Genomic DNA, 1,179 nt, shown 5'->3' on the forward strand with positions numbered 1-1,179 from the left:
CATCAAGATGGTGCAGGCCATGCGCCATGGAACGCTGCCCGCCTCGCTGCATATCGACGAGCCGAGCCCGCATGTGGACTGGGAGAGCGGCGCGGTGCGGCTGCTGACCGAGCCGGCGGAGTGGCCCAACGATGGGCGCCCGCGCCGGGCCGGCGTGTCCTCCTTCGGTGCCTCCGGCACCAACGCCCATGTGATCCTCGAACAGGCTCCGGTGGAGGACGGGCCGGAGGCGGAGGCGGTCCCCTCCGATCTGGGTACGGTCTCGTGGGTGCTTTCGGCGCGGAGCGCGGACGCACTGCGCGGCCAGGCCGCCGCCCTGGCGGACCGCGTGGGCGGTGCGTCCGGGCTCTCGCCCGTCGATGTGGGGTGGTCGTTGGTCGCCACGCGGTCGGTGTTCGAGCATCGGGCGGTGGTGGTGGGCGATGACCGAGCGGAGCTGTTGGCCGCCGTGGAGGCGTTGGCGGGGGGTGTGTCGCATCCGGGCGTCGTGCGATCGGGAGCGGCGGAGCTGACGGGTGATGTGGGTCCGGTGCTGGTGTTTCCGGGTCAGGGTTCGCAGTGGGTGGGGATGGGCGCCGAGCTGCTGGAAGTGTCGCCGGTGTTTGCGGCGCGGGTGGCGGAGTGTGAGCGGGCACTGGCGCCGTATGTGGATTGGTCGCTCATGGATGTGCTGTGCGGTGCGGAGGGTGGGGCGGATTTGGGGCGGGTGGATGTGGTGCAGCCGGTGTTGTGGGCGGTGATGGTGTCGTTGGCTGCGGTGTGGGCGGGGTTTGGGGTGTGTCCTGCGGCGGTGGTGGGTCATAGCCAGGGTGAGATTGCGGCTGCGGTGGTCGCGGGGGCGTTGTCGTTGGAGGATGGTGCGAAGGTCGTGGCGCAGCGGAGCAAGGTGCTGCGGCGGTTGGCCGGTGGCGGGGCGATGGCGTCCCTTGGTGTGGGCCAGGAGCGGGCGGGCCAACTGCTCTCCGGCCTGGGTGATCAGGCCGCCGGGGTAGGCGTCGCAGCCGTCAACGGCCCTTCCTCCACGGTGGTGTCGGGTCCGCCGGAGCAGGTGGCTGCTGTCGTGGCCGGGTGTCAGGAGGTGGGGGAGCGGGCGCGGCTGATCGAGGTGGATTATGCCTCGCATGGTCCTCAAGTGGACGAGATCCGGGAGGAGTTGAACGATCTCCTGGTCGGTGTTCG

Annotated in this window: 1 protein-coding gene; it reads left to right on the forward strand. The window is 70.7% G+C overall.

Annotation, left to right across the window (positions count from 1 at the left end; all coding sequences use genetic code 11):
• Positions 1 to 1,179, forward strand: a 1,179-nt coding sequence (locus tag NP777_RS46870) for an acyltransferase domain-containing protein (RefSeq protein ID WP_256656319.1), incomplete at both ends; no start/stop codon positions are given.

Origin of the sequence: Streptomyces rugosispiralis (assembly GCF_024505145.1) — a bacterium.
GTDB classification, from domain to species: Bacteria; Actinomycetota; Actinomycetes; order Streptomycetales; family Streptomycetaceae; genus Streptomyces; species Streptomyces rugosispiralis.